The following is a 26690-nucleotide window of genomic DNA, read 5'->3' on the forward strand; positions in this document are numbered from 1 at the left end:
GATTTCCGGGAGTTTCGCGCGACCGTGTGACGGACGGATTTTGATCCGCTCCTGCTCGCCCCAAAACAGCATGATTGCCGGTCTTTGCGCGCGCCCTGCGCGAGAAATCAAACCAGCTTTCTTCCCTAAATATGGTGAGTGATCCGCGATTTCGCAATTGGCGGGAAGGGCGGCGGACGGTAAAGGGCGCACGGCGGGTAATTAGGGGCAGAACCTCCGCCACATCCATAAAACGACAACGGAAAATCACACCCCGCGCAGATTGCCCCAGACATGGACGTGCCATTGCGGCAAAACCCGCACATCGAACCAGCGGCGTTGTGATACCTGATCGACCAGCCAGCGATAGCGTTCGGTCAGGCCATCGATATCAACGCCATTTGCGCCATCCGGGTGCGGTTCGGCGGGGGTGGTGTTGACCGGTTGCAAACAGACCGGGATATCGGGATGGCGTTTGCGGACATGGTCGGCAAACATCAGATCGGCCTCATCGCGCACCGGGAATTTAAGCGTAATTACCGGGCCATCAAGCACGCCATTGGCGCGCGCGGCGTTGATGCAGGCGGCAAGGGCGCGCGGGTCAAAATCGGTGCTGCTGCTTGGCGGTTTGGGGCTTAATGTCAGGTAATCAAGATCGGCAAACCAGTCGCGTGCGATGCTGCCCTGGGTTTCGATGGCAAAGGTAAAACCATTGCGTTTGCCAAGCGCAATCAGGCCGCCCAAGGGCTGGATCGCCGGGTTGCCGCCCGAAAGGGTCACAAGGATCGGCCGACCACCCGAAAGGGTGCGGACCCGGTCCATGACCTCGTGGGCGCTGTGCGGTTTCCAGTCGGCGCGAAAGGCCGGATCGACGGCATAAAGCGTATCGCACCATGAACAGCGAAAATCACACCCCCCGGTGCGGACAAACACCGTCGGCATGCCGATCAGCGCCCCTTCGCCCTGCACGGTCGGTCCGAAAATTTCCGAGATACGGATTTTATCCGTCACAAGCTCTGGTGCAAGTTCGGTCCCGCTCATGGCCGGTATTCCGCCCATGTTTTCGGCGTTTCGGAAACGCGCACCGCACTGACTTCAGGCCAGCGATCATGCGCCCAGTCGTAAAAGAACAGGGCAAGCCGTTCGGCGGTGGCGTGATCATGGTCAAGGACCTCGTTCAGGTGGCGGTGATCAAATTCGTCATCAATCATTTGTTTCAGCGGGGCGAGTTCGCGGTAATCGCGGACAAAGCCACGCGCATCAAGCTCCGCACCGCGAAGCTCGACCTCGACAATGTAATTATGCCCGTGCAGGCGGGCACAGGGGTGATCGGCATCAAGCCCGGCCAACTGGTGGCTGGCGGAAAAGGCGAATTGTTTGGTGATGGTAAACATCATAATGGCTTTCGATACGGCGCGCCCGTGCCCGCGATGCGGCGGAGGGCTTGCGGCCGGGTTGTGTCTGTGAGTCTGCGGTCCGAAAGACTGGACTCCCGCCTGCGCGGGGGTGACGGTTTTGGGGGTTATGACCTTACCTTCGTCATGCCCGCGAAGGCGGGCATCCATAGTGCCCCATGCTCGGTCCAGCGGCTTTTAGTCTCCGGAAGGTTGTACTTCCGCCTCTGCCCCAAGGCTGCGCGCCATATGTTCGGCCCGTGCCTGTTTCCAGTAATCGCGATCCACGTAAACCGTCGGATCGGGCACACGGGCAAGTTCAAGCGCCTCGCGCCGCTCCACGCATGTGCCGCACCGCCCGCAATGGGTTTCACCGCCCTTGTAGCACGACCATGTGCGATCAATCGGAACCCCAAGACGCCCGGCCTCGGCGGCGATATCGGCCTTCGACCCGTGAAGGAACGGCGTATAAAGCGACACGTCGCGCACGCCTTCAAGGGCGTGGTTCTGCATGGTCTGGAACGATTTGATGAAATCGGGACGGCAATCGGGATAGATGAAATGATCCCCGCCATGAACGGCGGCTGCCACCGCATCGGCCCCGGCGGAGGCCGCCGCCCCGAACGCCACGGCAAGCATGATGGCATTGCGGTTGGGGACCACGGTGATGCGCATGGTTTCCTCGGCATAGTGGCCGTCGGGCACAGCGATATCATCAGATGTCAATGACGACCCGGTCAGCAGTGCGCCAACCGGCGTCAGATCGACAATGTGATGTTTGACGCCAAGATCGCGTGCGGCACGTGCGGCGTAATCAAGTTCCTTTTTATGGCGCTGGCCATAATCGAACGAAATCAGGGAATGCAGTTTATGCTCGGCCGCGACCTTATGGGCCAGCGTGACGGAATCCAGCCCGCCAGAGCAGACGACAATCGTCTTCATATGTCATGTCTTTCGTGTTTTTAACCTGGTGCTACGACAGGGGAAGGAAACATCCCTTCCAAGGCGCGCGGTTTGACACGAAGGAGTACGGAAATCAAGGGAAAAACGCCGCTTTGCGTAGGGGCTTACCCCTTCACCCCGGCAAGTACATGAAAACAAATCGGAACCTGAAAATGCCCGTCCGTCACATAAGGGCGAAGGGCTTCGAACATTGCGGCATCAATCGCCCCGCGTTCCGCATCCGTGGCGGCACGCAATTGCGGCCCAAACAGCATTTCCATCTGCGGCTTCCAGAATGCTGCACGTTCCGGGATGCGCCCGGCGGGGTTATGGGTGGTGATTGTGACATCACCAAACCCGGCGCGTGCCATGCGCGCGGTCGCCGACGCCGGATCGGCAAAGCCAAACAGGTCAAGCCCCGCATCGGCAAACCCGGTCCCAAGGATATTGCCCAGAACCGCATCCATGGCGCTAAATAAGGGATTATCCACCAGCGGTGCCCACAACATGAAAGCCGCCCGGCCACCTGTACGCAACACCTGGTTGGCTTCGCCAAGGGCGGCATCGGGATCATGGCAGAACATCACGCCAAACCGGCACGAAATCGCATCCATCGTGCCCGTGCCAAAGGGCAGCTTTTCCATATCAGCCGCAACCACCGACAGATTGCCGATCTCCTCGGCCCCGGCGCGCTCCGCCAAACCGGCACACATGCCCGGCACGATATCGGATGCAATCACTTGGCCGCGCAGGGCTTCATCGGCGTCGTTGTTGTCTGCCAGCATCCGCGCAATCCCGAAGGCCGGTTCCCCGACCCCGGACGCCAGATCAAGCACGGCCAATCCCCGCCCGTCGGCGGCACGCGCCAAAGTCGGCAGATCAAGTGCGTCGATCAGATGCCGGTTGATCTTCTGTGCTGCGGGCGCGAGTTGATCCGCCCAGTTCAGCCAGTCTGAAGAGAGGTGATGCCAAGAGGTCATCGTGATGTTTTCTGGTTGGAAAGGCTTGGGCAAACACGAGTTCTTTCGTCACCTATAAGATCAATGACTTGCGCGATATAATTGCTGGGAACGCGCATTCGTGCTCCTGACAAAGCGTTGAATACAAGATCTGACATTGTGTCGTCACTGAATTCTCGTGCGACATTTGGATGCAGAATTAAGTCCAAGCTATTGCATGTCTGTAACTGAGAAAATTTCCGCGTGCATAAGTGTAGGGCCTTCCGTTCATCAATTGCTGCGATGCAATTTGTTTGCAGAGCGAAGCTGATAGTTGAAGCCTCTCCATCGTCAAGTGTCTCAAATGCGGAACCATTTACAAGAGAAAGATAGATTGAGGCAGCATAAGGTTCTAGCGAAACTATCTTTACGAGGCCTTCATTAACCAAGCTGATCAGTTGAGAAAAGTCGCTGTGTCCTCTGAGGGATTCACCATTTCGAAGTTCATCCACGACATGATTTGTCACGTTCACGGTATAGGGTAACAGTGACAATATTTTTGCGAAGTCTTTCGTTGCATTGAGATTTATCACGACGCTAGCATCGAGAGTAATGCTCTCGGACGACTTAGTTGGGGAGTTTGACGAGATCATTTGCCTCGTTTTCCTCCATTTCTACACCATCCAAAACTTCCCGAACTTGATGTCGGTCGAGCATTAACAATTTTGACAACTGCCCTTCGCTGAAAAGATCACGCTTCCAAGCTTCTCTCGCTAATAGTGCCAAACGGGACGGTAAAAGGTATTTCCCCTCGCTTAGATTGGGCTGAGGGGGGTGTTTGTCGCCGAGTACTTGTTTTGCTTGTTCGTCAGTAATCCCGCCATTGTCTTTAAACCAGTCCCAAGTCCCCGTCTTGGCAAGATTGAGTTCTTCAAGCCGACGAGTTATTGCTTCCCGAGATACTTGAAAGGCGTGTGCAAGCAGAATTATATGACGTCTCGTCAAATGAGTATGGCCGGCGGTAATGTCGGCAAACTTTTGTTGAACAGCACGGGCGGGAGTTAAGAAACTTCGTTGAAAAATATTGGCATATCTTTCCTCTCGAGAAGAGAAAGTTTCATTGATAGTTAGGGCTTCTGGTTGGTTGCGCGTAGCTATAAAATGAGCAAGTTCATGCGCACAAGTTTGTTGGATGCGTTCAATTGGATGGTGGGCATTCACTAGAACACATGCCCCCACGTTTTCGTGGTAAGAAAATAAACCGGATATATTTCCGCTGAGTTTGCGTAAATAAACTCTCATGCCGATTTGCAAACTCAGTATTGAAACCATATCGCCTACTGGCCCTGAACCTAGGCTAAGCCAGTTTCTTAAATCCTGAGCGTCAGTCTCGGCTTGAGTCGCTACATTTCCTGGGAGCAATGGGCGTTCAGGAGGATAATTCTTTGGCCGAACAACTCCAAGACAGTTTTCCAGTTCAACTTCGGCCTGAACCAATTTGTTTAATAATATTGCCGCATCCGTAATTGAGGAATGATCGGTCTCTGCTAGTTTTCTAAATTGTGGCGTCATATCAAGATGTATTGATTCTTGACGTAGCAAAGCATTCACCGACGTTTTGTATAGTGCGGCGAGCAGTTGAATTTCTTCAAGCTTGATCTTCCGTTTACCCTGTTCGATTGCGATGAGTGTGGTTCGTGCCGCACCTATTTTTTCGGCGGCAGCTGCTTGCGTGATTTTGGCAGCTTCTCGCACAATTCTAAGACGTTCTCCAATTAAGGGGTCTTGAGAAATATCTTTACTAGGGGTCATGATTTTTTAATTGCGCGCCCAGTTCCAGACAAACGAGCGCTCTCCCAACTCATTGAGGTATTGGTCCCACTCATTAGAGTGTCTTTTGATCAGATCAGTCAGATTTTTCAGAACTTGTTCGACCGGGCTCTCCAATGCCAAAGCAAGATGCAGAGCGTGTCTCTTTAGAGTACGTTCATACTCCGGCTTTGACATATCAGCGAGGTGTTGCATGTGCAACACACCGGCAATTGCATATTCCGTAAAGGCGCGCCCCTTGCGTTTAAAATCAGGATGCAGGGCGTTTTCAAAACTCTCGCTGCTCATGTCTATTGCTACATAGGTTTCGGCACTTTCTTTTAACCCGGCTGCATGTACGCTAAGTCGTCTAAGCATGCAGGCTGCGCACGCGCCGCATTGACGGTATTTTCCATTAACCGATGACCAGTTGTTTCCCCGCCAGCAAGACAGAGTTTTCGACCATTCATTTCCGTTTGGTAACTCAGAAAATTTTTTAAGTGTTTCGCCTTTGGTGCTCCAAAGACGAGGGTAATCGAAGGTTATGTTTCTGCCGAAAAGTGCAGAGATGAAATCACTCATCATTTTCGTAAAGCGAGGGTGATTACGAAAATCAGGATAGATATTTCCTACAGTGACCAATGATGGTCCGATTGCGCCTTGACCGCTTTCTGGTATTAAAATTTTTTCTGCATTGGTCAAATAAGCTGCAATAGAGCTAATTGTTGCGAACTTGAAACCTCGGCTCCGGGCGCTTGGTTCTTTATTGTGTATTGATGATATTCTGACGTCATATGGAAAATTGGTGAAGGGGCGCTTCTTTTTTTCCCTCTTGCTTTCATCCTTTCCACCTACCCTAACGCAAACTAACTCCGTTCCAATCTCTGCTTCAGTGATACCTCTCACCGCATTTGAGTCCATTCCATTGCTATAAGCCAAGATGGCTTTTGTTGGTTGTTGAAAATCAAAGAATGGTTCGTTGCCGAAGGAATGGGCATTTTTTCTCGCGACGAACGATATTTGCCAAACATCACCGGTTAAAAAATTCAAAGCGCGATGCAACGGTTCTGATACCAATTTGGAGTTCCAATGTTTTGGGTCATGAACCGAAATTTCTAAATCTATAGTTCTGCCCCAAACGGATGTACGTCGCATGATCGCTCTATCCGAAAACTCAATTGATGCTGCTACTATCATTGCGTCGTAGACTGTTTCGGTCCAGTCAGGGAGATAATAGGAAATGAAGTCTTTTGGCGAGAATTTGAGGTCTGTTGTAAGGTCGAAGGTAAATGCATTTGAGGCTCGTCTAGGACGATCCGACGCAATTATTTTTCGAAAGGGATAGTTGTCCAAGTTAGCTGCCATTAGAGCGCAGGCCCCTCATCAAGACCGGTTCTAGATACATTTCTGTTCCGTCGGTTAATTGTGGAAGAAGCGTCCGACCTCGGTTGAGAAGTTTTTCTGTAGCTGAAATTGCTTCGGAGCCAATTAAGACGATTACGTATCGTTCGAATTCCGCGATACCCGGCCTCTCGTTGCCAGTGTTCTTCTATACTGCGGGCATGCTTTTGGAAAATCTCGTCGGCTACGCTTCTGAGCACGTGTTTAATCGCTTCCTCGCCATGTTTGTTCTCCATGATGGTTTCGATGGCGCTCTCGGCCGCAGTGAGAAAAACTGTAGAGCCTTCCACTGATTCGAGCAGTCTGTTCGCTCTTTCGAGCTTCTCATCTTCGAACAGTTGACCTTGCTCTTCTTCAAGAAAAATACGCTCTAGCAAATCTAGCCGCGCGTCTTTCAGTTCTTTGCTCAGAGCTCGTTCGAGTTCTTCCTGCACTTCTTCAATAGAGTACGCTCCGTTTGCTGCCTTTTGGGCAAATCGCTTCCAGTGTCTCTTCAGTGGTAGGCTTCTATGTGGTCCATCGCTCATGGCTGATCCTCCAGTGTCAGAATTATCATTTAAAATATCTGACAATGTCAAGTTTAATGAATCAATTGGTTTTTATTTCATTGAATATATCAACCTTATGGTTCTTTGAGGGAGTGGTTAAGCTATTGAAAAAGCCAGCAAATTTTCATTTGCTGGCGACTGGATTTACTGCAATAGTTTTGGAATCTATGCTATATGGCTTGGCTCGAAGTTACCTTACTCAATCACCGCACAAGCAATCCGGTCCCCGGCATCACCTGAGGGCTGGGATTTATAGTCGTCCGCACCGGCATGGATGATGACGGCTTTGCCGTGGATGTCGGTTTCGCCGCTGCCGTCTTCAAAGCGTACGGCGTTATTGAGGATTTGGGCGTAAAGTTCGCCCTTGTCATTGACATACTGGTTCATCATGTCGCCCGCATGCGGGCCGTCGGCAAATTCGTGGCCGTGGGATTTTTGCATCGGGTTGAAATGGCTGCCGGCGGATTTGAAGCCGCCCTGCGCATCGCATTCGCCGTTTTCATGGATATGAAACGCCACCCACTGACCGGGCGGGAGGTCGTTAAGTGCGATCTTCAGGATCGCAGTATCCGGCACGCCATTGACCGTCAGCGTCCCGATTTCCGTACCATCCGTATTGATAAAGTTTGATTTGGCTTCCTCGCCCGCCTTGGCATGACCGGGCACAAGCGCCATCGCAGCACCAAGGGCAAGCAGGGCCGCCATGGTGGCGGTTGCCAGTGCCGAGCGGCGCGTGTCGTTGGCATCGGTCGTCGTGGTGGGGATGGCGGCAGTACGTGATTTGGGGTGGCAGATGTTTTCGCGATGGAACATGGGAAATCCTCTGCTGTTGTGGCGGTCCTGTCGGCGATCCTGTTAGCGATGCGTGACCTTTGCGGTTCGAGCCGTTTTTGAAAAACCTGTTTTCCTAAAACCGGTGCGGACGGGTTTTGTTCCGTAAAATCTTGGTCGTTTTAAGTGTTGGCGGGGTTTGGGGCGATTTTATGGGGGGATGGGTCCGGGCCGGGGTGGGAGTGTGGAGCGCGAGACGGCCCCTGTCACAAGGGCGGGTCTGGTGGCGTCAGGTTTGAGGCGGCGCGTGGCGTCGTGATCACGGCGCAATCAGGCGGAGTGCAGGGCACAGACCATGACAGAGGAGAATGACCGGCGATCTTCGGGCAATGCGGCGCGGTCGGGCAATACAAGTCCCGGTAGATTTGAATGGGGCGATCTGATCCGGCATGTGCTGTTTGGCCGGGTTTTATATGTTCGCGGGGCGGCGATTCTGGGCTCTGTCATGCTGATCGCGCTGGTGGTGGTTTTGTATGTCGGGTTTGTCGTGACCCTGTTTGCTGGATTTACCGCCGATATCCAGCGCGAGCTTCTGAGCCGCGAGCTTGAGCTAAGCTCGCCCGGTGATCTGGAACGGCTGGTGTTTCAGGGCTATCACGAGGCGCAGCTTAAGGGCGATATCCATGCGATGCGTACCGATATCCGGATGCTTGATGCAAGTGGCCTTACCGCCGCCCGGCATGGTTTGGCCCTGCGTCAGGAGGCGATTGCCGCATGGCGGGCGGCGTTTGATCTTTATGCCGGGCTGGGTGCTGTGGTGGTCGAACAACCGGGCAGGTTCGACCCGGATTTTCGCACGGCCTACCTTGCCGCCCTTAATCAGGCATTCGCCTTTCTGGCGCAAAGTGATTTCAGTGCCGAAGACGGGCGACCATCGCCCGACACTGCGCGCACCGGCGAGGGCAGGGAGGTGATTGCCAACCTTGACACGGCCCTGTCGCATATGGCGCTGGCCCCCGGCGGGAGCGAGGCTTTTGCTACCGATATCCGCAGCCGGGTCGACGCGATCCGCAATGCGGTGATGAGCTTTGGCGAGAAGGCGGCGCGTGCCCAGGTGGCCTGGGCCAATATCACCGCCGAACAGGCACAGGCCGACCGGCTACGCGCCAGCCTGAGCGCGGAGCTTGCCGACCTGCGCGAGGAACATGCAGCCCTTTGGGCGGACGAGGATGCGACGGGCGACGAGGGGCGCAGGTCCCTGGTCGCCCTGTTTCAGCAGCCGCTTGGCGGGGTATTGTCGCTTCTGTTGCAGATGCCGGGGATCGTGCTGACGCTTCTGGTGACGGTGGCGGCGGGCGGCCTTGGCTCTGTTGTCAGCTTTACCCGCCGTTATCGCCGGGTTGGGATGGCGGACGCGGTGGAGACGGATGAGGATGAACAGGCAGCGGTGGAGATGCCGGAAACCGGTTTCGCCGCTGCAGGGCATTTGATGGTGATGACCGGGGAGGGGATTGCAGCAGCAATCGCGATTTTTCTGTTTACCGAGGCCGGGATGCTGATGGTGACCCAAGGCGGCCCGGACGGATCAGGCAATATCGAAATCAGCGCGTTTCTTCTGACCTTCATGGCGTTTGTGTCGGGCTTCATGGCCGAGGATGCGTTTAACAAGATACAGGATGCCGGACGGAAACTGTTTCGTGTCGGCAGTGATGACGGGCCGGGACCGGCGGGGTTGTGAGGGCGCAAAACAAAACCGGCAGGGGATGCCTGCCGGTTTGGATGGATGAGGCTATGATCGCGAAGATCAGATGGCCGAGGTGCCATAGCGCGGGGCGTTACGCTGCGCATTGCTGCCGGCCTCGGCATAGGCCTGGCTTGCCTGCGCCGTTTGGGTGACCTGCGACTGAAGGACCTGCTCATCACGTTCCGGGGTTGTATCGGCGGCTTCCTTGGCCGGGCTGTATTCAAACAGTTCGGTCAGGCGGGCTTCGATGGATTTCAGGCCTTCATTCAGGCGGTCCTCGGTTTCGTTGATATTGCCGTTGATCGTGTCGTTCAGGGCATTGATCCCGTCAAGGAATTCACGCGCCTGATCAAGGCCCCTAGCGATGCCTTCGCTGGCCTGATCGAAAATCTCGCGGGCTTCTTCCTCGCTATCGGCGTTCGAGGCGATCAGGTCGCCAACGCGGGCCAGAATGCGATCAGCAACCGCTTCGGGGGTGTAATCGGTGGGATCGACACCCTCGACCGAAAGACCGGTCGAGGCCAGGCTTTCATTGATTGCCGAGACGATCTGATCGGCGGACAAAAGATTGGCCGATTGCGGGGAAAGCGAGACCGAGGTTGCGTTATCAAACGGGGAAACGGATGTGTTTGACCCGGATTTCGAGTCGTCATTACCGGGCAGGTAAGACTGCGCGCTGCGGCTTGAGCCGTTGGTCGCCTGCGATGTCAATCCGCCGATAGTGATATCCATGCCGTCCTCCCTGGACGCGGGTTGCTTGTGGCCAAGCCCTTGATCGGGCTTGATAACACAAGGAGCATGCGGGCTCCCTCATGGGCCGTATCGCATGCCGGTGAATCATTTTCAGCGGTCAATATGGCATAATCGGCGCGAAAAAGCCATAGCCGGTTATAGAGGTATGGTTGGGGATTGGCGCAGATATCCTGCATTCTGATATTGCAACGGGGACCAAGCCCGATTATTGAACAGGGTTTATGCGAGTTATGTTGCAAGAATTTCTTGCCCGGGACGTGTCGAGGATTTCTCCGCATCCGGTATTTTGAGCTTGGGAGCTGTTTGACGGTGGCGAACTATCAGGAAAGTGCGCGCGAATTTGAAAAGCGCTGGCAGGATTACTGGCGGGAAAACGATACCTATCGTACCCCCAATCCGGGCGATGCCGATTTCGACGCCGCCAAAAAGAAAAAAGTCATCCTCGATATGTTCCCCTATCCAAGCGGGGTTGGTCTTCATATCGGTCATCCGCTGGGCTATATCGCAACCGACGTCAAGGCACGGTTTGAACGCATGCGCGGCTTTAACGTGCTGCATTCGATGGGTTTTGATGCCTTTGGCCTGCCAGCCGAACAGTTCGCGATCCAGACCGGCCAGCATCCGCGCATCACCACCGAAGCCAATATCGAAAACATGCTGCGCCAGTTGCAGGTGATCGGCCTTGGCCATGATCCGCATCGTCGCTTTGCCTCGACCGATGTCGATTATTACAAATGGACGCAGTGGATTTTCCTTCAGCTTTTCAACAGCTTCTATGACCCGACTGTCGAATGGAAAGGCCCGCAGGGGCAGACCATTACCGGGCGCGCCCGCCCGATTGCCGAGCTTCGTGGGCTCCTTGAAAGCGGGGAATGGTTGTTGGACGAGGACGGTGTGCCGCAGCCGAAATCCGTCATTGGCGAGGGCACGAAGGCAGAAGGCAAGGAAATCGACCGCGCGATTGATCGTGGGCGTCTGGCCTATGTCGATGAGGTTCCGGTCAACTGGTGCCCGATGCTGGGCACGGTTCTGTCGAACGAGGAAGTCACCAACGAAGGCAAGTCCGAACGCGGTGATTACCCGGTTTACAAGCGTCCGCTGAAACAGTGGATGTTGCGCATTACCGATTATGCCGATCGGCTGGTGGGCGACCTTGAAGGGCTTGATTGGCCCAACGGCGTTGTCGAGATGCAGAAAGGCTGGATCGGCCGTTCGGTCGGCGCGCGGGTCAATTTCCCGGTAACTCTTGCCGGTGGCGGCAAGGACAAGATCGCGGTCTATACCACGCGGCCTGATACGATTTTCGGCGCGACATATATGGTGCTGGCCCCCGAACATCCGCTGGTTGATGCTCTGACGACAGCCGATCAGAAGGATGCGGTTGCGGCCTATCGCGCCGAGGTCAAACTGGCCGGTCCGGTATCGTCCAAGGACGAAGCCAACCGCGAAAAGACCGGCGTGTTTATCGGGGCCTATGCCACCAACCCGGCCAATGGGCAGCAGATCCCTGTCTGGATTGCCGATTATGTCCTGATGGGCTATGGCACCGGCGCGATCATGGCGGTGCCGGCCGGCGATCAGCGCGATTTCGAATTTGCCCATAAATTCGGCCTGCCGATTGTCGCGACCACCAAACCGTCGGAAAGCTGGCTTCGGGCCAATGCACCGGATGATGCGGCCGATCTTGACGATGCGGCCTTGCTGGCGCGCTATGAAACCGCACCGGGCGATTTCAAAATCGCGCAGACCGATGTGGGTGATACGATCAATTCCGCCAATGACGAGGTCAGCCTGAACGGGCTTTCGACCCCGGATGCGAAGGCGAAAATCATTGAATGGCTGGAAACCAAGAACATTGGCCGCGGTCGGGTGCAGTATAAGCTGCGCGACTGGCTGTTTTCGCGTCAGCGTTATTGGGGCGAGCCGTTCCCTGTGCTGTTTGATCAGGAAACCGGTCAGGTGCATGGCGTGGCCGAGGCGGCCCTGCCTGTTGTCCTGCCGGAAATGACCGATTTCAAACCGCAATCGAACGAAGACCCGAATTCGGAACCCGAACCGCCTTTGGCGCGTGCCAAGGAATGGATGGAAGTCACCGGGATTGTATTGGGGGATGGTTCGGTCCTGCCGGTGGATGCGGCGGTGGGATCGACCCACAGCCATGCCGGTGCGGATTACGAAGTGCGTTCGTTCCGTCGTGATGCGAACTCGATGCCGAACTGGGCCGGTTCGTGCTGGTATTATCTGCGTTATTTCGATGCAAAGAACGATCAGGCCTTTGCATCGGATGCGGCGGCGGCCTATTGGGCCAACACCACCGACGAGAATGGTAATGCCAAGCCCGGTGCGGTCGACCTTTATGTCGGCGGGGCGGAACATGCGGTGCTGCATCTTTTGTATTCGCGTTTCTGGCACAAGGTCCTGTTTGATCTTGGCTATGTTGCAACGCCCGAACCGTTCCAGAAACTGTTCAACCAGGGCATGATCACGGCCGATGCCTATACCGACGCGCGCGGTGTTTATGTCGACATCCATGATGTTGAAATGCGCGATGTCGACGGCAAAAAGCAGCCGTTCAATGCCAAGACGGACGAGGCGCTGATCACCGTTCCGGGCAAGATGGGCAAGCGGTATAAAAACGGCATCCCGCCGGAAGAAATTTGCGATCAGTATACAATCGATACCTTCCGGACTTACGAGATGTATATGGGGCCGCTTGACAGCTCCAAACCGTGGCAGTCTGACGCGATTGTTGGCATGATGCGCTTCCTGTCGAACGTCTGGAAGGTTGCAACCCAGATGGAACGTACCAGCGACGTTGATGGAAAGATCGAAACGCTTGTGCATAAGACCATCGCCAAGGTGACCAACGACATCGCCGAATTGCGCCTGAATACCGCGATTGCGGCATTGATCGAACTGACCAACGCCATGACCCGCCAGAATGCGGTGCATGACGATCATGTTCGTGCCCTTGCCCTGATGGTGGCACCCTTTGCGCCGCATCTGGGCGAAGAGCTTATGAGCCGTATGGCAGAAGCCGAATTTGGTTCCAAAAAATCGGTGATCAAGTTTGACTGGCCGGTATTTGATGCCGAAAAAGCCAAGGACGACGAATTTGAAGTCCCGGTTCAGGTCAATGGCAAAAAGCGCGGCTCGATCATGGTGGCGGTCGATGCCGATCAGGCAACGGTCGAGGCAATGGCAAAGGCCGACGAAAATGTTGCGCGCCATCTTGAAGGCATGCAGATCGTCAAGGTGATTTATATCGCCAAGCCGACCCCCAAACTGATCAATATCGTAGTCAAGGGTTAAGCCGGATCACGACAGGTTTCGCGCAGAAAGTGCATTCTTAAACGAATGCCTTGTCTATATTTGACCTCGATTATTGACGGTTGTGCAAGTGCTGGCTAGAAGACAGGCAGAATTAAATTTCAAGGGTTGAGCAATGAGCCACGGGCGCAAGATTTCGGTTATCGGTCTGGGATATGTCGGTTTGCCGGTCGCGGTGGCGTTTGGGACCGAAACCGGTCGTGTCGTGGCATTTGATATCAACAAGACGCGTATTGCCCAGCTTAAGGCGGGGCATGACGCGACTGGCGAGGTTGATGATCACGAGCTTGCAGCGGCAGATTTGCTTCTGAGCGACAATCTGGAAGACTTGCGTCAGGCCGATTTCCATATCGTGACCGTGCCGACCCCGATTGACAGGTCAAACCGCCCCGACCTGTCACCGTTGCGATCCGCATCGAAAACCGTTGGCAAGATTCTTAAAAGGGGTGACATCGTTGTCTATGAAAGCACGGTTTATCCCGGGGCGACCGAGGAAGAATGCGTGCCGATCCTTGAACAGCTTTCAGGATTGAAAGCCGGGACTGATTTCACGGTCGGCTATTCGCCCGAACGCATCAATCCGGGCGACCGCGAACATCGCTTTACCACCATAACCAAGGTTGTGTCAGGCCAGACGCCGGAAACGCTTGAAATCGTTGCGGCTGTTTATGGAGCGGTCGTCAAGGCCGGTATTCACAAGGCACCGACCATCAAGGCGGCCGAGGCAGCGAAGGTAATTGAAAATACCCAGCGCGATCTGAATATCGCGTTGATGAACGAGCTTTCGCTGATCTTTGATCGCGCCGGGATTGATACCCGTGATGTTCTGGATGCCGCCGGGACCAAATGGAACTTCCTGCGCTTTACGCCGGGTCTTGTCGGCGGGCATTGCATCGGGGTAGATCCCTATTACCTGACCCACAAATCAGAGGAACTTGGCTATTACCCGCAGGTGGTTCTGGCTGGTCGGCGGGTCAATGACAGTATGGGCGAAGTTGTTGCCAACAAGGTGATCCGGGCGTTGCTGCGCGATGGGGCGACCAAGAACCCGACTGTTACGGTCCTTGGCCTGACTTTCAAGGAAGATGTGCCCGATATCCGCAATACGCGCGTGATCGATATCATCCGATCACTTGAGGATGCCGGGATCATTGTTCAGGTCCATGATCATCATGCCGATGCAGAGGAAGTTGTGCATGAATTCGCAGGTCTGAAACTGTGTGGTGACGGTGATCTGAAGCCCGCCGATGCCGTCGTGCTGGCGGTGTCACACCGCGAATATGTTGCCAAGGGCTGGCCGCTGGTGCAGGGGCTTTTGAAGGATGGCACCGGCTTTGTCGCCGACGTGCGTGCCATTCTGCCGCGTGACGAGGTTCCCGTTGGCATCGAGCTTTGGCGGTTGTAAAGGCGGCACCGCTTATTCCTGATACAGATTAAGCTCGCGCTGCATCTTTTGGGTCAGGCCGCGTGCAACGATTTTGTGTGATTCTGCCAAATGATCGCGCAGGTCGGCATCATCCAGTCCCGGCACGTCATAATGCTGGATCCATTTCATGCCGCGCGATGCGAGATAAGGGGCAGGTCGCAAACCGGGCTGTTCCTTTAAAACCTCGTAGGCAATATCGGAAACCTTGAAGGTAATGCCAAGCGTATTGCCCTTGGTCCAGCCGCCAATCGCAAAGACCTTGCCACCGACCTTCCAGACATCGGCACCGCCCCATTGCACGACATACGTTGTCACGGGCAGCGATTTGCAAAATGCGTTAAATTCGTCACGGGTCATGCGGGGCTTCTTTCCTGATCAAAAGCTGTCCGGATATTCTGGCGTTGCCATCATATGGAGATCAAGAAACGATTTTGACGATGAGTTGCTGCAAGTCGCGATCAAAGCGGTCCTTGCTGAAATGCTTGCGGCAAAAGGCCTGTGCGGCATTTGCCATATCGCGTGTTTCATCCGTTTGAATCAAAGCATTGGATATCTGGTCAGCCAGTATTTCGGGATTACCCGGTTGGCAGATGCGCCCGGTTTCACCGTTTCGAACGATATCGCCCAATGTGCCGATATTGCTGGTGATGACGGGAACCCCGGCGGCCATAGCCTCCAGCACGACAAGCGGCTGGGCTTCGTTCGGATAGCGTGTGGGAAACAGGAAAAGGTTGGCGTTGGATAGAAGCTTTGTGCGGAAACCGGCATCGACCGGGCCATGATATTGGCAGTGATTTTCGAGGTCGAAAGTGCCGATCAATCGTACAAGTTCGGTGGCTGAAATGTCACCCTCTGCCCCGGCGATATCAAGTGCGAAATCAATATTGCGCTGTCGAAGGATCGCGCAGGCCGCCAGCACAACGTCAATGCCCTTGTTGCGAAACAGGTTCGACAGATAAAGCAGGCGTGGTGTGGTGTCATCGGATCGGGGCCGTGTGATTTGGAAGGCCTCGTCGGGTAGACAATTGGCAATGGTTGTTGATTGGCAATCAAGGCCTGAAAGTTCGTGGCGCAAGGCATCGCCTAGAATAATAGCGGTTTGCCCTGCAAAGACCTGGTGTTGCAGCCAGCTCGCGAACCTGTTTTCGCGACCTGCTTGCAGGCCCTGTCCATGCAGATGCAGGATCGTCGGGATGCCAAACAGTTTTGATATAAGGACGTAAATGCCATCGCGATAAAACGCGCCGCCGGACGGGGCAAAATTGATGTAAAGCGCATCGGGTTTTCGCCAAAGTTCGAAGAGCAGTCTGAGCAACAGGTAAAATGCCGTGACCAGTTTGCCAATTGTCGGTCTGGCAATGTCGCGCGGATGCTTGGCAAAACGCATTTCAAGCAGGGTCACATCACAGATTTTCCGCAATGCGGCCAGCGCCCTTTCATTCATGGCAGCAGCCCCGTGCATCGGCGGGGGCAGTTGCAGCATGGCGATAATCCGCGGGGGTTTGGTCATATGCCGATCCCCATTGCGCGTTTGAGATCAAAGAGGCGCATCCAGACCGGAGGGGCTATGCCTTTGCGATGGCGGGCCAGAACATTGTGCAATGTGTCGCGATATATTGTGGTCTGGATGGACGCAAAGTGGCGGGTTGCGGGATCGGTATTTCGCGTGATCAATGGCCGATCCAACCGCCAGATTGCAGTCCCGCCATACCGGACAGCCCGCAGGTAAAAATCAAGATCGATGCAGCAGGGCAAGTCTGGGTCGTATCCGCCCGCCTGTTGCCAGATATAGCGATGGAAAGCCAGAGACGAATGATGTAGCGGATTGCTGCGATAAAGCCGTACGGCGGGCATTTCATGCCATTGATCTCTGCCGGTTTTTACTTGTGCTTCTTGTCCTTTGGTGAAGGCTAGGACATGGGGATGGTTGCGCAAAATACTGGCTTGTATCGGCAGTCGGTCGGGGTGGGAAAGATCGTCGATATCCTGAATGGCAATCAGGCTGGTGCTGGCATGTGAAATGGCAAGATTGAGCGCAGCCCCCCCTGCCAATCGGATTGCTTCGAATAAGTAGGGCCTGCTTTAATCCATCGGGAAGGATGATAGGATTGGTCGAGCCATCATCAACGATTACGGCACAATCCTGCGGGCGTAGAATATCCGACAGATTGGCAAAATAGCGATCCAGAAAGGCATCGCCATTTCGAACCGTGGTGATCACGGTGATGGCATCATTCTGGTTCATGACGGGTTCCAGACAATGCGAAGTGTTGCGGTGTTTTGGTTTGGCACAAAGATCGTTTTGACCGGGCCGGTCACGGCAAACAGGCCGTCATCGGCAATGTGAAGCGGATGATCGGCGATCAGGTGCAGGTTCAATTCGGGGACGTCAATCCGGGTTTTATCTGGTCTTCCAATGGTAAAACCGGCGGGAATCAGCAGGCGGAACAGATGCAGGCCCGATGGACTGTCTGTCCGGACCTGATCATAGATGACAATTTCGTCCTCGTGGAATGTGATGCTCCGCTGCCCCCGCAACCCCGCCAGCCTGAATGCGATATTCACGTTGGTATCTTTGACGGTGCCCGATGTGAATGCCCCGAAAGACTCGTGACCGGCAAAGGCGGGAAGAGGCTGGGATGCCGGGCAGTAAAGGCTTGGAAAGTCTTCTTCGCCGCTGGTGGGCGGCAGGAAAATGTGGCCGTTCGTGATCAGAACCGGTGATGATGTGACGTCATAAGACGTCTTTCCGCGCAGGCACATGCGGGCATGATAATGGCGTGTATCCTTGATCATAAGGAAATCGGGCGTGGCGGTGGCCGGATTGGTTGGTGCAGATTCGGGGATGTTATTCATTGCCGTGCGCAGCAGCCAGAAACCGGTGAAAGCCAGATAATCGTAATGCCGGTTATAGCTATACCAGCCCGGTGTTTGTGAATTATCCGGACCGGGGGCTTCTGGCAAGGGATTGGGTGCAAGCAGGTTCAGCGGCAATGTTTCGGTTAGCAACAGTATCTGTTCAAGGCGAAACAGAATGGCTTCGCCTTCCGCGCGATAACCGTGTTTGAGCAGAGCGTAAAGGGCGGTTGCCACGCCAAAGCTTTGTCCGGCACCGCGTCCGACAGGATTGGGGATGCCCGTCGTCCTGCAAAGCCGGGCGATCAGGCTGGTGGCATATGTCGCGATTTCGCGTTGGGCTTGGATGGGGCTATCGGTCAGCAAGGCTGCGCAGAAGGCATGATACTGGGCTGAAAAGCTGCCGGGGCGATCCATGAAAGCGGGCATGCGCCAGAAGCGGATGCGGATATACAACCAGTTGAGTTTGGCGCGCAGTTTATCCCACCATGAACCGGATTGGCGGATGCGCATAGCAAGCATGAGCCAGTTTGCGACCTTGGGTGTTTGATACGGGGCGTTTCGCAAGATGGCGTTACGGGTTTCGACGTTTACGTCCGGGCAGCTTTGCAGTGCGTATTCGATGAATTCACGGTGATAGAGTTGGTCCTGCTTTTCGATTTTCAGGACGTTTATCGCCACGATGCTTTTCGGGAGATAGCAGGTATCACCCAGATTTTGCCAAAGGGCGAGGGCATAGGCCTTGGCGTAAAAGCTGTGCTGGGCGAAGTTGCCGTCTTCGCCTTGCTGATCAGCCAGTTGATCGGCGATCAGCCGGGCGAGGCGAAGGCAGCGTTCCTGCAGATTGGAAGGGTCTACCGGAACCTGCATGTGACCTCCAGCAGCAGGGACTGACCGGATTTCAGGTTATTGAGTGGCACGGCCTGTATTTCGGGGCAGTGCCGGCCAAGCCGTTCGCGCAGGCGCCAGAAGATGGCCCTGCCGCCCGGGCAGTTCCAGATCATACGCGCGAGCCAGTCCGGAGTGGACAGGGTGAAAAGGCGATTGGCCCAGCGCAGCCAGACGTGATCGACCGGATCAATTGGCAGCAGACGGGCGTGAATGATCCAATGATCGCAGCTATCGCGCAGATAAAGATAGGGCGCAAAGCGACCGGCCCCATCATAACGATCAAGGGTGACGGAAATGATTGTGTCACCGGTCCCGGTCAAGTGGGCAGTACGGACCGGATAAAGGCGGTATCTGTCACTGTCGGTGTGGCGATATTGGCGACCGGCAATTTCACCGGTTTGAATATTGGATTTGTCAAAGACCAGCCGGATGACGGCATCCTGTAACAACCCATCGCAACGCGCGGTGAGTGCCGCCCGAATGTGCAGCCTGTTCTGATCTGTTTGAAGGGTGTGATAATCAAGAGCCCACTCTCCTTCGGCAAGCTGCCAGTGATCACCAGTCTGGCGCGCATTACGGCATTGATCGGTGAGGCTGACAAAAGAATGCCGGTCAGAGTATTCAAAACCCCATGGTCCGAAACGGATATCGCCATACTGACCTGTGACAAGCCGGCTATTGATGATTTCGGCTTGCAATTTCTTCATGCCGGTTTGTTCCGCAAAATTGGACTGCGGTGACAGATCAGCATCAGGAACAGGCAAATAGTCAGACGAAGCTGCATAACGATCAGGGCATCGGTTTCATGGGGAAAAGCCGGCAGAAGCAGGCCGGAGACGACCAGAAGAGCAAGGCAAAGCCAACCGGGGAACAAGCGGTTTTCCGTTTCCTGCGAAATCAGGATCTGACGCGAGATCATGGCGAGAAGTGCGGGCCAGAAGGCACCTGTGCGCAGTAAGGTAACGAGGTCGGCATTGGTCGTGCCGTAAAATAGCAGGGCAAGCGTTTCGGGGATGAACAACAGTATCGCAGTTGTGGCAAGCGGCGGTGTGATAAGCCAGATATCACGGAGCAACCCGGACTGTCGTTTGGCAAATAATGCCGTCGAAATGCTGGCAATGATGGCCGATGTGATCAGGAAAATGCGTTGACCCAGCATCAGATTGTCGTGCGCTGCGTCGGGCAGGTTTTGACCGAGCAATACGAAATCCAGATTGGGTAGCGCCCCGGCGAGCAGGATGAACCCGATCAGGTTGATCGCATGGTTGCCGGTAAGTTTGCGGGCAACGGCTTGCTGAGTGGCTTGTTCGCGTAGGGCCAACAGGAAGCCCGCGATCAGGCTTGCCAATGAGATAGCGGGGGCGATGGCAAAGAGGGTCAGATTGCTGTTGGTTGCAATGGCGATGACGGCGGTGATTATCCCCGCGATCTGGCCAAAAACGGCAATCAGGGCGATTTGGGAAAGCTGTCCGCGTCCGGTGATGATCCAGTCCGGGGCAAGTGCCGCGGCAAGTGGCATCAGCAGGATCGGTGACAGGGGGATATCGGTGGTGGTGATGACGAATGCGGTTGCTGCAAGCGCCAAAGTCACGCGCAGGGCGCAAATGGTAACGATCACCTTGATCTGGCTCGTTTGATAAAGCCGGATCAGGAGCGGGCCACACCCGGCCTGCGCGATGGTTACCGCAAGTCCGATGGTGGCAAGGGCAGTGAAATAACCAGCAAGCTGATCCGGGGCAAAGTGATGACCGACCAAAAGCAGAGTGATCATGCCACCCAGACGTGCGACCAGATTGGCGATTACCAGCCAGAGGGGATAAAGGTGCGAGTACAGCCTATGCATGGTGGGCAAAAACCCTGTCATAGGCGGCCTCGATACGTTTGCCATAGCCTTGCGTGATGTCGGTTGCGATCAGGTGACGGGCAGCTTTGCCAAGGGATTTGCGTTTGGCGGGATTTGCCTGCAGCTCGTGGATGGCATCGGCAAGCGCCTCGCTATTGCGTGGCGGGATCAGGATGCCGGTTTGGTCATGTTTGATCGGGCTTCCGGCATCCGGGGTTGTGATCACGGCACATCCGGCTGCCATGGCTTCGAGCAGGGCGAGGCTGCTGCCTTCTGACAGGCTGGGAAATACAAAGACATCGGCGGTAGCCAAATGACGGGATAGTTCTGTTTGCGGGAGCGGACCGTGCCAGACGGAGCCCTGCGGCAGTTTGGCAAGGTAGGCAAGGGCACAAGACTGGGCCGGGCCGATCAGATCAAGCGTTATGGTCGGGCCAAGCCGGGTGCGAAGGGTTCGAAAGGCTTCGATCAAAATCCGGATGCCCTTGGCAATCGCGATGTTGCCGACATAAAGCAGACGGATGATTCTGTGTTTTCGTGCAGGGCGTTTGCCGTTTAAAAGCTGCGCGCACAGGCTGGAGGCAAAGGGCACCAGATGAATACGGGCGGGATCGATACCGCATTCCTCAAGCCCGGCGGCGACCGCATCGGAGGGTGCAAAGACCCCATCGGCAAAGCGGGCTTCGGCGATCCGGCGGCGGGCGAGGAAGTTCGATATTTCGCGATAGCGCAAACCGTGATGGCGATATTCATCGGAAAGCTGGCGGTGGCGAATCGGGGCAAGCTGGCCGGTAACATCGGAAATTATTACCATGCCATGTTCGCGGGCGGCTCGCATGGCAGGCAGGCTGTAATTGCCTTGTCCGTGCAGGATGCGGGCATCGGGCATATGGGCACGTGCCAGCCATGACAGCGGTAGATCGGAATAAAGGTTGTGGGCAGGCAGGCGCAGCTTTTTGGCGGCCTTGCCCAACAGATCAGGCAGAAGGTGACGACCGGGAATAGAGGCAAGCGCCGGATCGATGAGACGCGCCGGTGGCGTGATCAGGCCATTGCCGTCATGACGCCAGAAACTGTCCCAGCGGATCAGCCGGTTATGGTGTGCGAGATGGGCGGCGAGAATGCGGAACTGGTCATTGCGGCCAATCATCCACACAGGGGCATTGCTGCGCGTAAGGTGTTGATGCATCAGGCGGCCTCCATCCGGTTCGTCGCCATAAGGCAGGCCTGCCAGAGTGTTTCGGTATGATGGACCGGATTGTTATGGGTGATGCGCGAATGTTGTGTAATTTGTGTTTTCCGCCATGCTGCCTGATCGCAAAGCAGTCTGCTACAAGCATCAATCCATGCGGGCACAATGTTGCTAGGCAGGATTTCGGGCGAGCTCAACATATCACGGGTGCAGCCGACCCGATTGGTTGCCAGTGCGACCGAGCCACATGCAATCGCCTCAATCACGGTGACGCCATAGGCATCGTTGCGGCTGGGCAGAAGGCAGAGCTTGGCCTGTTGGTAAAGAGCAGGAAGTTTCGATGGCGCGACATTTTCCACAAGTTCGGTAACCGTGCTTAAGCCCATGCGGGGCAGCCGGTCCGCAATATCATTGTGATGGTTCGCGCCGACGATCCGGATGTTTTTGGCAATCCCATTGCGATGAAGCTGGCTTGCGATTTCAAGGAAGGTATCAAAGCCCTTGGATCGTGTCGGTCGCCCGCACCACAGAAGATCAACCGGGCGATCATTAAAACCCGACCGATGATCGGGGGGTGTGAAGGCGGGCGGGATAGGTGCGATCAGGATGTCGGTTCCGGCCTTGCCAAAACGGACAAACCAGTCGCGACCGTTTTCGCCCGCAGCGATGCAGATGCTGGCGCGCGCGATCATCCTGCGCCGGATGTTTTCGCGCAGCGGGTTTTGATACGCCGCATCGGATGCAGCCCAGCCATCGAATTGCACGATGGTCGGGATATTATGCCTGCGGGCATAAAGATGCGCCTGCCACTGTGTCGGGCCGAAACCGGCAAGGATCAAAGCATCAGGCCGGGCATGATCAAGGGCGCGATCCAGCCCGAAATTGATCGCAATCGTGCGGTTTTCGCCAAGCGGGATTTTCGCACGGGGCAGGATCGTTTGGGCAAATTCGCCGGTCAGGAGCGGCCAGGAGCGTTGCGGTTCGTGATGATGAGTACAGATGATGCGAAACTCGCCCTCTGAATCACAGGTGCGAACGCGGTGTGCAAGCATGCCATAGGCAGCCTGCCGATAGGGCGGAACGATATTCGTGACCAGAACAATCTTCACGCGCGATCACCATCCGGTGTTTATCTTGATGACAAGACAATCATAAGTTACTTTTAAATTCAATGATTTGTCAGTTGGTTGTCGGGGAGCTAACAATTACAGCCATCGCATAGGCAGAAATTGGGGGAGATATCGGCGGGGATGACCAGTGACCGACGGGATTTTTTCGGGTTGCCACTTGACATGCGGCGGCGGACCGAGCTGGCTGACGATATTTGCGCGCGGATGGATATGGATTGGCGCAGCTGTTTTTGTCATCTGTCGTTAAATGCCGTCAAATTTGCACTTTCGCGTCGGGATCGGAATATCCACAGAATGTTGAGCCGTGCGGACTGCCTGTCAGCCGACGGCATGGGTATTGTCTGGGCTGCGTGGTTGCTGGGGATCAATGTGCCGGAGCGGGTAACGGGCATTGATCTGATGGAAAGCCTTTTGCCGCGTTTTGAGGCGGACGGGCGTTCGGTTTTTTTGCTTGGCGCGCGGATCGGTGTTCTTGAGCGGTTGCAAGAACGGTTTTCCATTCGTTTCCCCGGTCTTGTCATTGCAGGAGCCCATCATGGGTATGACCCGGATGATGCCAAACTGGCCGAAATAGTACGTATAAGCGGGGCTGATGTTCTATTTGTCGCGCTACCCAGCCCTCGCAAGGATGCGTTTGTGGTCGATTACGGGCCGGAAACCGGTTGCCGTTTTGTCATGGGGGTTGGCGGGGCGTTTGATGTGCTGGCAGGCGACATCAAACGTGCGCCGGTAATGTTACAAAGATGCGGGCTGGAATTTGCGTGGCGTATCGCCGCAGCCCCCGGGGTTATGGTACCGCGTTATGTTCGCGGGCTTGCGCGGTTTGCGTGCGTGGTGACCCCGGCCATCTTGCGGGCAAGGCGGCGTTTGTTCTATCGCGTGGCGGGTTTGGCAGCCGTGCTTATCGGCGCGATCTGGCTGGTGTTGTCGCCGGTCGATGCATCAAGTCAGGAGGTGCTATCGCAACAGGACATGGCAATTGCGGACACGCAGGCAACGGAACTGATGCAGTTTTTGACCCGGCAGGTGTCGGAAGACAGAACGGTGGAAATTGACGGTATCGTCGATAGCCTGATCGCAAAATTGCTCGCGGGGGATGTAGCGGCAGACGAAGGCAACCTGATGATCGAAGATTTCAGGGCGATTTTGCGAATCCTGGACCGGGTTTTGATGTTGACGAGGATGTTTGTGCCGGGCGGGACAGGGAGTTTTTTGATGGAGCTGATCGTTATGAAGACGGTGCTTCGGGTTGTTGCAATGTATCCCGACCCCATTGTGCGCGACGTAATGACAGAGGAATATTTTCCTGAAATATCCCGCCGGTTTTTTGATGGTGGATATTCTGTCCAGACAGAAGTGACGGCGGTAGCCGACGTACCTGGTTCCGTGACAGCACCAAAGGCAGCAGAGCCATTTTTACCCGTTCGTTTCAGCAATCACTATGCGCATTGGGATCCGGCGGCAACGCAAAGCTGGAACACGACAATCACGGAAAAATGGGCAGACACGGATCAATCCGACTGGATTGAACAACCATCGGTGAGCCCGCGATGAGGCATTCCGGAAATTCGCAAAACCGCGACGGGTTCGATTTGGCGCTGATCGATCTTTTGCCGGTACTGTGGCAGAGACGGGGAATGGTCGCACTGGCATTTGCTGCCGTGCTGATTGTGGCGGCTCTGATCATTCCGCACTGGATGCCGACATATCGGTCAGTGGCGGAAATCGGTTTTGTGACCGGCGGCGATGGAACGCCTTTGGATGGTATTGGTATTGCGCAGCATCTGGAAACCCGAATGGCCGAGCTTCGCGGCAACGAGGTTCTGGAAAGCGCCCTGTCGGTCCTGCGCGGCGAGGGTGTTTCTGTTGTGCCCGATGGTTTGGATATCCCGGCTGGTGAGGAACGCGCCCTTGGTATTTTGCGATCAACGATCAGGGTTGCGCGGATTGGCAATGCATCGGTGATTGAGGTCAGTGCGCGTGATGCCGATCCGGTTCGCAGCCAAAAAATCCTTTCGGCTGTTATCGACAGTTATCTCTGGCAGCGTGAAAGCGCACGAAAACAGGGGCTCCGTGCAAGGCTTTCGGAAACGTCGGACCAGTTGATGGCGGCCAATATGAGGCTTGAGGCGGCAGAAGCCGCCCTTGCCGACTGGCAACAGGCGGCGGGGTTTGTCGAGGGCGATGAAAGCCGGTTGATGCTCGACCGCATATACGAGCTTAATGGGGCGCTTGAACAGGCCCGGCGTGATCTGGAGCGCACCCGTCTGATGGCAGAGGCCAAGGCAAAAGCGCAATCGATTGACGAACTTCTGGCGTTGCCGCCGGTTGCCAATCATGAAATGGTACGCAAGCTTGCCGGGCAATATGACGATGTGCGGCGAAACCATACCGCCATGGATCAGCGTTATGGCCCGAAACACCCGGCGATGATTGCTATTACGGGTGAACTCGAAACCGTGCAGGCCCATCTGAACGAAGCTGTCATGCTTGCCGCACGTCAGGTGGAACTTGATTTGCAGCAGGTACAAAAACAATACGAACTGACCAAAAGCCAGCGTGATGCCTGGCAGATAAAACTGTCCGGACGTCATGACAGGGCTCAAGGGCAGGCCACGCTTTTACGCGCGGTCGAGTTGGCGCGCAGCGAAGCTGACAAGCTGAGTACGCAGGAACAGGAATTGCGCATCGCCCTTGCTGCGTTTCAAAGCGATGTGACAGTGATGCAGGCCGCAACCCTGCCCGAAGTGGCGGAGTTTCCGGCAAGGCGGGATTTGTGGATCGCTGGGGTTTTGATTGCGTTTTTTGCCGCCACCGGTGCCGGGATGCTACGGCACTATTTCGATCAGTCCATTCATGATGACGGAAGTATCGAGGATCAGTTTGGCGTCCCGCTTTTTACCAGAACGCCGCAGATTGATCATCCGGATAATCAGTCAATTGCAATGGAGGAAGCCGTCGGTCATCTGGTCGTTCTCATCAATATCCTTGTCAAAACGCGCGGGGAACCGGGCAGACCCCACATTACCTGTATCGGGTCGGCGGTGGCGGGCGAGGGCAAAAGCAGACTGGCCCATGACCTTGCCACTGGTTTCGCGATGGCGGGGTTAAAAACCCTGCTTCTGGACGGAGATTTGCGTCATCCGGCAGGTTTGGGAAAGGTTCATGGTGGGGCGGGGGCGGCCGATCTGACGGCGACTCTGGCCGGGGATGCTGCACCGGACGACGCCATTTTGCGTGCGGAAGACGGGTTGGTGTTTGACTATCTTGGCGCACGGGCATCTGTACCAGGCAGTCTGGCGACCGGGTTGCTCGAAACCGGGCTTGAAGCTGTCCTTATGGGATTAGGGGGCCATTATGAACGCATCGTGATCGATAGTCCGCCGATTTTATCGGTGGCGGATGCCGTGTTGTTGATGGGGGCGTCCGATGCGCGTTTGCTGGTCTTGCGCCGTGGATACAGCAAGCGTCGCGATGTCGGCGATGCGATCAGCCAGCTACAGGCCGCGGGACTGCAACCCGACGGGCTTGTTCTGAGTGCGGCAAAAGTCAAACCGGCCTATGGCCGCACGGGTGCCATTGCGACTGGGGCGGTATGACATATCCTCGTCTGATTATTTCTGCTGTTGGCTTGGTTTTGATCCTGGTCGGAGCGTTTCGCCTTGGTGGCGAGGTATTTGCGTTTGATCGGGATGCCGATATTGCGTTCGCACTGCGTGATGGTGATGGTTTTGCCAGTGCTG

Annotated in this window: 22 protein-coding genes; 5 read left to right on the forward strand and 17 right to left on the reverse strand. The window is 55.5% G+C overall.

The features are described 5' to 3' along the window. Positions 1-246: 246 nt before the first annotated feature. The 8 genes from queE to LG297_RS04365 form a co-directional block, all read right to left on the reverse strand. Positions 247-1020, reverse strand: a complete 774-nt coding sequence (gene queE, locus LG297_RS04330) for a 7-carboxy-7-deazaguanine synthase QueE (protein WP_404425487.1) — start codon at positions 1018-1020, stop codon at positions 247-249. After that, positions 1017-1376 (reverse strand): 6-carboxytetrahydropterin synthase QueD, encoded by a 360-nt coding sequence (gene queD, locus LG297_RS04335; RefSeq protein WP_404425489.1) that lies wholly within the window; start codon positions 1374-1376, stop codon positions 1017-1019. Before queD ends, queE begins: the two co-directional genes overlap by 4 nt. A gap of 195 nt (positions 1377-1571) precedes the next feature. Continuing rightward, positions 1572-2315: a 7-cyano-7-deazaguanine synthase QueC gene (gene queC, locus LG297_RS04340; RefSeq protein ID WP_404425491.1), complete on the reverse strand. Its 744-nt coding sequence runs from the start codon at positions 2313-2315 to the stop codon at positions 1572-1574. A gap of 125 nt (positions 2316-2440) precedes the next feature. Continuing rightward, positions 2441-3295 (reverse strand): class I SAM-dependent methyltransferase, encoded by an 855-nt coding sequence (locus LG297_RS04345; RefSeq protein WP_404425493.1) that lies wholly within the window; start codon positions 3293-3295, stop codon positions 2441-2443. 585 nt (positions 3296-3880) lie between these two features. Beyond that, positions 3881-5065, reverse strand: coding sequence for an ImmA/IrrE family metallo-endopeptidase (locus LG297_RS04350; protein WP_404425495.1), 1185 nt, complete (start codon positions 5063-5065; stop codon positions 3881-3883). Between the two features lie 6 nt (positions 5066-5071). After that, positions 5072-6427, reverse strand: a complete 1356-nt coding sequence (locus LG297_RS04355) for a 7-cyano-7-deazaguanine synthase (protein WP_404425497.1) — start codon at positions 6425-6427, stop codon at positions 5072-5074. After that, positions 6427-6990, reverse strand: coding sequence for a hypothetical protein (locus tag LG297_RS04360; protein ID WP_404425499.1), 564 nt, complete (start codon positions 6988-6990; stop codon positions 6427-6429). The genes LG297_RS04355 and LG297_RS04360 overlap by 1 nt, the downstream gene beginning before the upstream one ends. Positions 6991-7206: 216 nt before the next feature. Then, complete coding sequence (locus LG297_RS04365) at positions 7207-7824, reverse strand: superoxide dismutase family protein (RefSeq protein WP_404425501.1); 618 nt, start codon at positions 7822-7824, stop codon at positions 7207-7209. A 313-nt stretch (positions 7825-8137) separates the two neighbouring features. Here LG297_RS04365 and LG297_RS04370 point away from each other — a divergent pair, with 313 nt between their 5' ends. Continuing rightward, on the forward strand, positions 8138-9520 hold the full coding sequence (locus tag LG297_RS04370) for a hypothetical protein (protein WP_404425503.1): 1383 nt from the start codon (positions 8138-8140) through the stop codon (positions 9518-9520). A 66-nt stretch (positions 9521-9586) separates the two neighbouring features. Here the strand turns inward: LG297_RS04370 and LG297_RS04375 are convergent, their stop codons facing one another. Then, a complete protein-coding gene (locus LG297_RS04375) occupies positions 9587-10258 on the reverse strand; it encodes a DUF5610 domain-containing protein (protein WP_404425505.1) in 672 nt (223 codons plus the stop codon). Positions 10259-10588: 330 nt separating this feature from the next. Between LG297_RS04375 and LG297_RS04380 the strand changes: the two genes are divergently transcribed. Further along, on the forward strand, positions 10589-13591 hold the full coding sequence (locus LG297_RS04380) for a leucine--tRNA ligase (RefSeq protein ID WP_404425507.1): 3003 nt from the start codon (positions 10589-10591) through the stop codon (positions 13589-13591). A gap of 133 nt (positions 13592-13724) precedes the next feature. Continuing rightward, complete coding sequence (locus LG297_RS04385; RefSeq protein ID WP_404425509.1) at positions 13725-15014, forward strand: nucleotide sugar dehydrogenase; 1290 nt, start codon at positions 13725-13727, stop codon at positions 15012-15014. Positions 15015-15026: 12 nt separating this feature from the next. Here the strand turns inward: LG297_RS04385 and LG297_RS04390 are convergent, their stop codons facing one another. From LG297_RS04390 to LG297_RS04425, 8 genes are all read right to left on the reverse strand, one after another. Then, complete coding sequence (locus LG297_RS04390) at positions 15027-15392, reverse strand: MmcQ/YjbR family DNA-binding protein (protein ID WP_404425511.1); 366 nt, start codon at positions 15390-15392, stop codon at positions 15027-15029. Positions 15393-15453: 61 nt separating this feature from the next. Continuing rightward, positions 15454-16545, reverse strand: coding sequence for a glycosyltransferase family 4 protein (locus LG297_RS04395; protein WP_404425513.1), 1092 nt, complete (start codon positions 16543-16545; stop codon positions 15454-15456). Then, complete coding sequence (locus LG297_RS04400; RefSeq protein ID WP_404425515.1) at positions 16542-17087, reverse strand: glycosyltransferase; 546 nt, start codon at positions 17085-17087, stop codon at positions 16542-16544. The genes LG297_RS04395 and LG297_RS04400 overlap by 4 nt, the downstream gene beginning before the upstream one ends. A 189-nt stretch (positions 17088-17276) precedes the next feature. Next, positions 17277-18761, reverse strand: a complete 1485-nt coding sequence (locus LG297_RS04405; protein WP_404425517.1) for a hypothetical protein — start codon at positions 18759-18761, stop codon at positions 17277-17279. Beyond that, on the reverse strand, positions 18746-19489 hold the full coding sequence (locus LG297_RS04410) for a hypothetical protein (protein WP_404425519.1): 744 nt from the start codon (positions 19487-19489) through the stop codon (positions 18746-18748). Before LG297_RS04410 ends, LG297_RS04405 begins: the two co-directional genes overlap by 16 nt. After that, the gene (locus LG297_RS04415; protein ID WP_404425521.1) at positions 19486-20625 is read right to left on the reverse strand and encodes a hypothetical protein; all 1140 of its coding nucleotides are present in this window, start codon (positions 20623-20625) and stop codon (positions 19486-19488) included. Before LG297_RS04415 ends, LG297_RS04410 begins: the two co-directional genes overlap by 4 nt. Next, entirely contained in the window at positions 20618-21814 is a 1197-nt protein-coding gene (locus LG297_RS04420) for a glycosyltransferase family 4 protein (RefSeq protein ID WP_404425523.1), read from the reverse strand. Before LG297_RS04420 ends, LG297_RS04415 begins: the two co-directional genes overlap by 8 nt. Beyond that, the gene (locus LG297_RS04425) at positions 21814-22926 is read right to left on the reverse strand and encodes a glycosyltransferase family 4 protein (RefSeq protein ID WP_404425525.1); all 1113 of its coding nucleotides are present in this window, start codon (positions 22924-22926) and stop codon (positions 21814-21816) included. The genes LG297_RS04420 and LG297_RS04425 overlap by 1 nt, the downstream gene beginning before the upstream one ends. A 315-nt stretch (positions 22927-23241) precedes the next feature. Between LG297_RS04425 and LG297_RS04430 the strand changes: the two genes are divergently transcribed. Next, entirely contained in the window at positions 23242-24501 is a 1260-nt protein-coding gene (locus LG297_RS04430; protein WP_404425527.1) for a WecB/TagA/CpsF family glycosyltransferase, read from the forward strand. Continuing rightward, the gene (locus tag LG297_RS04435; protein WP_404425529.1) at positions 24498-26546 is read left to right on the forward strand and encodes a GumC family protein; all 2049 of its coding nucleotides are present in this window, start codon (positions 24498-24500) and stop codon (positions 26544-26546) included. Before LG297_RS04430 ends, LG297_RS04435 begins: the two co-directional genes overlap by 4 nt. The last annotated feature ends 144 nt before the right edge of the window (positions 26547-26690 follow it).

Source organism: Thalassospira australica, from assembly GCF_044790785.1.
Lineage (GTDB): Bacteria > Pseudomonadota > Alphaproteobacteria > Rhodospirillales > Thalassospiraceae > Thalassospira > Thalassospira australica_A.

Coding starts and splice junctions, on each gene's coding strand:
- LG297_RS04395 (WP_404425513.1), bottom strand. CDS start 16,545: ATGACCAAACCCCCGCGGATTATCGCCATGCTGCAACTGCCCCCGCCG.
- LG297_RS04350 (WP_404425495.1), bottom strand. CDS start 5,065: ATGACCCCTAGTAAAGATATTTCTCAAGACCCCTTAATTGGAGAACGT.
- LG297_RS04415 (WP_404425521.1), bottom strand. CDS start 20,625: ATGCATAGGCTGTACTCGCACCTTTATCCCCTCTGGCTGGTAATCGCC.
- LG297_RS04390 (WP_404425511.1), bottom strand. CDS start 15,392: ATGACCCGTGACGAATTTAACGCATTTTGCAAATCGCTGCCCGTGACA.
- LG297_RS04410 (WP_404425519.1), bottom strand. CDS start 19,489: ATGAAGAAATTGCAAGCCGAAATCATCAATAGCCGGCTTGTCACAGGT.
- LG297_RS04355 (WP_404425497.1), bottom strand. CDS start 6,427: ATGGCAGCTAACTTGGACAACTATCCCTTTCGAAAAATAATTGCGTCG.
- LG297_RS04360 (WP_404425499.1), bottom strand. CDS start 6,990: ATGAGCGATGGACCACATAGAAGCCTACCACTGAAGAGACACTGGAAG.
- LG297_RS04375 (WP_404425505.1), bottom strand. CDS start 10,258: ATGGATATCACTATCGGCGGATTGACATCGCAGGCGACCAACGGCTCA.
- queD (WP_404425489.1), bottom strand. CDS start 1,376: ATGATGTTTACCATCACCAAACAATTCGCCTTTTCCGCCAGCCACCAG.
- LG297_RS04385 (WP_404425509.1), top strand. CDS start 13,725: ATGAGCCACGGGCGCAAGATTTCGGTTATCGGTCTGGGATATGTCGGT.
- LG297_RS04430 (WP_404425527.1), top strand. CDS start 23,242: ATGTTGAGCCGTGCGGACTGCCTGTCAGCCGACGGCATGGGTATTGTC.
- LG297_RS04365 (WP_404425501.1), bottom strand. CDS start 7,824: ATGTTCCATCGCGAAAACATCTGCCACCCCAAATCACGTACTGCCGCC.
- LG297_RS04405 (WP_404425517.1), bottom strand. CDS start 18,761: ATGCAGGTTCCGGTAGACCCTTCCAATCTGCAGGAACGCTGCCTTCGC.
- LG297_RS04420 (WP_404425523.1), bottom strand. CDS start 21,814: ATGCATCAACACCTTACGCGCAGCAATGCCCCTGTGTGGATGATTGGC.
- LG297_RS04345 (WP_404425493.1), bottom strand. CDS start 3,295: ATGACCTCTTGGCATCACCTCTCTTCAGACTGGCTGAACTGGGCGGAT.
- LG297_RS04435 (WP_404425529.1), top strand. CDS start 24,498: ATGAGGCATTCCGGAAATTCGCAAAACCGCGACGGGTTCGATTTGGCG.
- LG297_RS04370 (WP_404425503.1), top strand. CDS start 8,138: ATGACAGAGGAGAATGACCGGCGATCTTCGGGCAATGCGGCGCGGTCG.
- queC (WP_404425491.1), bottom strand. CDS start 2,315: ATGAAGACGATTGTCGTCTGCTCTGGCGGGCTGGATTCCGTCACGCTG.
- queE (WP_404425487.1), bottom strand. CDS start 1,020: ATGAGCGGGACCGAACTTGCACCAGAGCTTGTGACGGATAAAATCCGT.